Origin of the sequence: Burkholderia sp. E168m23, from assembly GCF_016586125.1 — a bacterium.
Classification (GTDB): Bacteria; Pseudomonadota; Gammaproteobacteria; order Burkholderiales; family Burkholderiaceae; genus Burkholderia; species Burkholderia orbicola.
In genome coordinates, this window is the sequence record NZ_BCPP01000568.1 from 1 (window position 1) to 4,708 (window position 4,708).

The 4,708-nt window shown below is 67.3% G+C and carries 5 protein-coding genes; 3 read left to right on the forward strand and 2 right to left on the reverse strand.

Annotated features, from left to right (window positions below; genetic code table 11):
* On the reverse strand, positions 1-737 hold a 737-nt coding region (locus tag JMF90_RS24815; protein ID WP_201325545.1), incomplete at its 3' end, for a hypothetical protein.
* Between the two features lie 497 nt (positions 738-1,234).
* On the opposite strand from JMF90_RS24815, the gene JMF90_RS24820 reads away from it, so the two are divergent.
* Both JMF90_RS24820 and JMF90_RS24825 read left to right on the forward strand, forming a co-directional pair.
* Entirely contained in the window at positions 1,235-1,669 is a 435-nt protein-coding gene (locus tag JMF90_RS24820) for a CHRD domain-containing protein (protein WP_006477821.1), read from the forward strand.
* Positions 1,670-1,758: 89 nt separating this feature from the next.
* A complete protein-coding gene (locus JMF90_RS24825; protein WP_011546201.1) occupies positions 1,759-2,721 on the forward strand; it encodes an alpha/beta hydrolase in 963 nt (320 codons plus the stop codon).
* Here JMF90_RS24825 and JMF90_RS24830 read toward each other — a convergent pair.
* On the reverse strand, positions 2,691-3,533 hold the full coding sequence (locus tag JMF90_RS24830) for an EcsC family protein (RefSeq protein WP_011546200.1): 843 nt from the start codon (positions 3,531-3,533) through the stop codon (positions 2,691-2,693). The two genes, JMF90_RS24825 and JMF90_RS24830, sit on opposite strands and share 31 nt — an antisense overlap.
* Positions 3,534-3,640: 107 nt before the next feature.
* Between JMF90_RS24830 and JMF90_RS24835 the strand changes: the two genes are divergently transcribed.
* On the forward strand, positions 3,641-4,708 hold a 1,068-nt coding region (locus JMF90_RS24835), incomplete at its 3' end, for an MFS transporter (protein WP_201325544.1).

A 4,708-nucleotide genomic window follows, 5' to 3' on the forward strand; every position in this document is an offset into this window, starting at 1 on the left:
ATGCCGTTGCGGCGGACCGCCTGCTTCGCGCCTTCGTACATCCACGTCGCGGTCCAGTCGATCGAACGCGTGAGGCCGCGCCGGTATTCGAGGCTGCCGCCGAGCGTCGACGGCGACGAGCGGCTGTTCAGAATCGTCTCGCCGAGCATCGCGGTGACTTCGTTGTGCGTGACCTTGCGGGTGCGCGGCAGCGCGGTGTCGCGCGGGCCCGGCGTGTCGGGCGCATCGAGCTGGTAGCCGACACCGAACATCACCGATGTCGTGTCGGGCCCGCTGAACACGTGCGCGCGGTTGACCTGAAGCTGCGCGATCCAGCGGTGCGACGTGTAGTACGCGGCGCGCACGCTCATCAGTACGCCCCAGCCATGCGTATTCGAATACCCGCGGCCTTCGGCGGCCGGCACCGTGTCGAAGTAGCGATACGGGCCCGCGCCGGCCGACAGCACCAGGCGGCGGTTCTCGAGCGGCACGCGGCCCCAGAACTGCACCGCCTGGCCGTCGCGGTGGTGATTCGGAATATGCCCTTCGTTGTACCACGTGAAGCCGAGCGCGGTATGCGGGCTCAAGCCTTCCTGGTAATCGAACGCCCACGAATACGTGCGTTGCCCGCCGCCCCACAGCGGGCCGGTGAACAGCGAGAACTCCTGCGCGTCGGCGGGCGCGCCGTAAAGGGCGGCGACGGAGCAGAGACCCGCCAGCAGCGGACGGACACGGACGGGGCGGGTCGGGCAGGGCATCGGGGGACGGGCCGGCACGGTTCACTTTCCAGTCACGACAACACGCGAGCATTTTCCTGCGCAGGAAAACACGTGTCGACCCGGGTTGGCGCAATAACGTATTACACGTATCGCGACAACATGCGGGTACGCTGGCTCGTCCTGGTGACTGGCGGGACGCGCGTCGGTCGCGTGGTGTACGCGAAGAGAAATGCTTCGTGCTGCTTGGTAATGGAGAGAACGGAAAAGCGGAATCCGCGTGCGGCATGCCGCGTGTCGTTCGGGACACGCAAAAAAACGCGGCCGGGGCGGCCGCGTGAATACTCGCAGACTCCTTCGGACGAAGGAAACAAGCAACTGTGAAACGAAGTGTAGCGAAAGGCCGCGCACGGATTCAGAGGCCATGCTGCAAAGGTCTCTTCCAGGTTCCGGCAGTCTGCCGGACCGGGCGCCGATCGACTACCATCAGGGATGACGCCGCCGCTCGCGCGGCGTACCACGTCGTACAAGGAGAATCCATGCTCAAGCTGCGTTTGCTCCAGGTCGCGTTATTGGCGGGCGTGCTGGCCGCCGGCAGCGCCGCCGCCGAAACGGTGCGCCTGTCCGCCAGTCTGCAGCCGTCGAGCGAAGTGCCGCCGACGGCGACCAAGGGCTCCGGCACCGTCGCCGCCACCTACGACACGGCCACCCACATGCTGCAGTGGACGGTCACTTACGAACACCTCTCGGGCCCGGCCACCGCCGCGCATTTCCACGGGCCCGCGCCGGTCGGCCAGAACGCCGGCGTGCAGGTGCCGATTCCGAAGGACGAACTGGCGAGTCCGATCAAGGGTTCGAAGGCGCTCACCGACGAGCAGGTCACCGACCTGATGGGCGGCAAGTGGTACTTCAACATCCATACGAAGGAGCACCCGTCCGGCGAGATCCGCGGCCAGGTGATGCCGGCGAACTGAGCGCCGGCGTTTGATGTAGAGGCACCTGTCGAGCGACGCGGGAACGTTTGAACGTACCATCGTCACACTGTGATGACGGAGTGCGTCCGATGAGTTGGCAAAGCAAGTTCGCCTGCTGGCTGCTGCGCTGGCAGTTTCGTCCGGAGACCACGCGCGAGGTGCTCGACCCCGCGCGTGCCCGGCGCTTTACCGACCTGCGGATGTTCGTGCCGCGCCGCCCGCCGTCGGGCTACCGGCTGCGGCAGTGCTATGGCGCTGGCGATGCGCCGCTGCGCGGCGAATGGCTCGAACGCACCGATGCGGCCGCGGGGCGCGGGCCGGGCCGCACGCTGCTGTATTTCCACGGCGGCGGTTACTACTTCTGTTCGACGAAAACCCATCGGCCGCTGGTGTTCGGGCTGACGAAGCGCGCGGGCGTGCGTTCGTTCTCGCTCGACTACCGGCTCGCGCCCGAAAACCGCTTCCCGGCCGCGCTCGACGATGCGCTCGCCGCGTACCGGCAACTGCTGGCGCTCGGCACGCCGCCCGAGTCGATCGTGTTCGGCGGCGATTCGGCGGGCGGCGGCCTCGCGCTCGCGACGCTCGTCGCGCTGCGTGATCGCGGCGAGCCGCTGCCGGCCGGCGCGATCCTGTTCTCGCCGTGGACGGACCTGGCCGGCACCGGCGGCACGATGCGCAGCAACGACGGCGTCGACCCGATGTTCGCGGCCGCGGCGCTGCCGAAGGCGGCGAAGCTGTATCTCGGCGACGCGCCGGCGACGCATCCGTACGCGTCGCCGTTCTACGCCGATTTCACGGGCCTGCCGCCGCTGTATATCCAGGTCGGCAGCACCGAGGTGCTGCTCGACGATTCGCGCCGCGTCGCCGAGAAGGCAAAGGCGGCCGGCGTTCAGGTTGAAATTGAGGTGTGGCCCGACATGCCGCACGTGTGGCAACTGTACGCGCCGATGGTGCCGGAAGCGCGCGACGCGCTCGACCGCGCGGCCGCGTTCCTGCGCCGCGTCGCGGTCGAACGTGCGGTTCAGCGCGCGGGCGAGGCGTCGATGGCCTGATAGGCGGCCTGGACGGCCACCGAGCCGTACTTGCGTTCGAGCCGGCGCACGGTGAAGTGGCCGTGCGCCATCTGCTGGAAGTGGTCGATGAACAGCGTGTTGACGGTCGCGCCGAGCACGGCGCCGATCGCCGGGATCGACTTCGCGGCCATCTGCTCGGTCACCTGCACCGAGAAGCGCGACGCCACCGTCTGCACGAGCTTGAAGACAGCCGCCGAGCTGTGCGCGGCGATGCCTTTCGCGGTGATGTCCGACGACGCCTTCGAGATCGCCTGCGCGAGCGCGCCGCGCAGCACGAAATAGCCGAGATCGGCGTCTTCCTCCTGCTTGTCCGGGTTGCCGCCCATGCCCAGCACGGCCAGGCATTGCAGCTGCGTATCGACCGACGTCAGGTCCTCGCCCTCGCTGCGCGCGATGTCGCACACCGAGCGGAAGATCAGCGTGGTCGTGACCGGCAGCTCGACCGGCAGCGCGAGAAAGCCGAACGCGCCGCCCGCCGCGCCGGTCGTCGCGACCGCGAGCTTGTGCAGCAGGTTGCTGGGCTTTTCAGGCTCGGCGTCCGGCGCCTGTGGCTTGCCGAGCGTGCGCAGCGCGATGTTCAGGCACTTGCGCAGCGCGAGCTGCGTCGCGTCGTTGATCTTGCCGGTCGCGAAGTCCGGCAGCCGCGCGATCATTTTCTCGACCGGCGCGCCGAGCACGCCCGTCAGCTTCATCGTCAGCGACGGGCTTTCCAGCACCTGCTTCGCGCGCCGCAGCGCGTCCCGATCCTCCGGCGAAAGCGCCGTCGCAGGGGTGATTGAAATCGGTTCCATCTTTCTCCTTGGCCTGAACAGGCCCTGAACCTATCGTCAGCCTAGATTACTCCGGCATGCTAGAATTTTGAGATTATTTGACCCGGCAAAAGTTGCATCGACAAAAAATGGCCGTTCATACCGCCGCCCACCATTCGAGCGGGCAAGTCCTGCCGTTCCGCGAATCGCTGCTCGCGATGATCGGGATCTCGTTCGTCACCATGCTGGTCGCGCTGGACCAGACGGTCGTCGGCACCGCGCTGCCGACCATCGTCGCCGAACTCCGCGGCTTCGACCTGTACGCGTGGGTCGCGACCTCGTACCTGCTCAGTTCCGTGATCACGGTGCCGATCTTCGGCCGGCTCGGCGACTATTACGGCCGCAAGCCGTTCGTGATCGCGTCGATCGTCGTGTTTACCGGCGCGTCGGTGCTGTGCGGGATGGCCAACGACATGCTGTATCTCGTGCTCGCGCGCGGGCTGCAGGGAATCGGCGGCGGGATGCTGGTCGGCACCGCGTTCGCGTGCATTCCCGATCTGTTTCCCGATTCCGTCGTGCGGCTGCGCTGGCAGGTGCTGATGAGCTCGGCGTTCGGTATCGCGAACGCGGTCGGCCCGTCGCTCGGCGGCGTGCTGACCCAGTCGTTCGGCTGGCGCTCGGTGTTCTATGTGAACCTGCCGATCGGCATCCTGTCGCTGTTCTTCGTGTGGCGCTACCTGCCGCACCTGCGCCACGTCGAGCACGACCGCAAGATGCGGCTCGACTGGCCGGGCGCGCTGTTGATCGCGCTGTCGCTCGGTGCGCTGCAACTGTTCGTCGAATGGCTGCCGAAGTACGGCGTCGCGAGCTGGGCGTCGCTGCTGCTCGTCGTCGCGGTCGCGGCGGGCATCGGCCTGTGGCACTGGGAAAAGCGCTGCGCGCAGCCGATTCTGCCGTTCGACATGTTCGGCAACCGCGCGCTGTCGGCCCTCTTCGTGCTCGCGATCCTCGCCGGTTTCTCGATGTTCTCGCTCCTGTTCTACGCGCCGTTGCTGTTCCAGGGCGGCTTCGGGATGTCGCCGAGAGAGGCCGGGCTCGTGATCACGCCGCTCGTCGTGTTCATCACGATCGGCAGCATCATGAACGGCCGCGTCGTCACGCGCATTCGCCATCCGAACACGATGCTGCACGTCGGCTTCGTGCTGTTCGCCATCGCG

Bases quoted from the DNA above. Each gene is read 5' to 3' on its own strand.
- JMF90_RS24825 (WP_011546201.1), top strand. From the start codon at position 1,759: ATGAGTTGGCAAAGCAAGTTCGCCTGCTGGCTGCTGCGCTGGCAGTTT.
- JMF90_RS24830 (WP_011546200.1), bottom strand. From the start codon at position 3,533: ATGGAACCGATTTCAATCACCCCTGCGACGGCGCTTTCGCCGGAGGAT.
- JMF90_RS24820 (WP_006477821.1), top strand. From the start codon at position 1,235: ATGCTCAAGCTGCGTTTGCTCCAGGTCGCGTTATTGGCGGGCGTGCTG.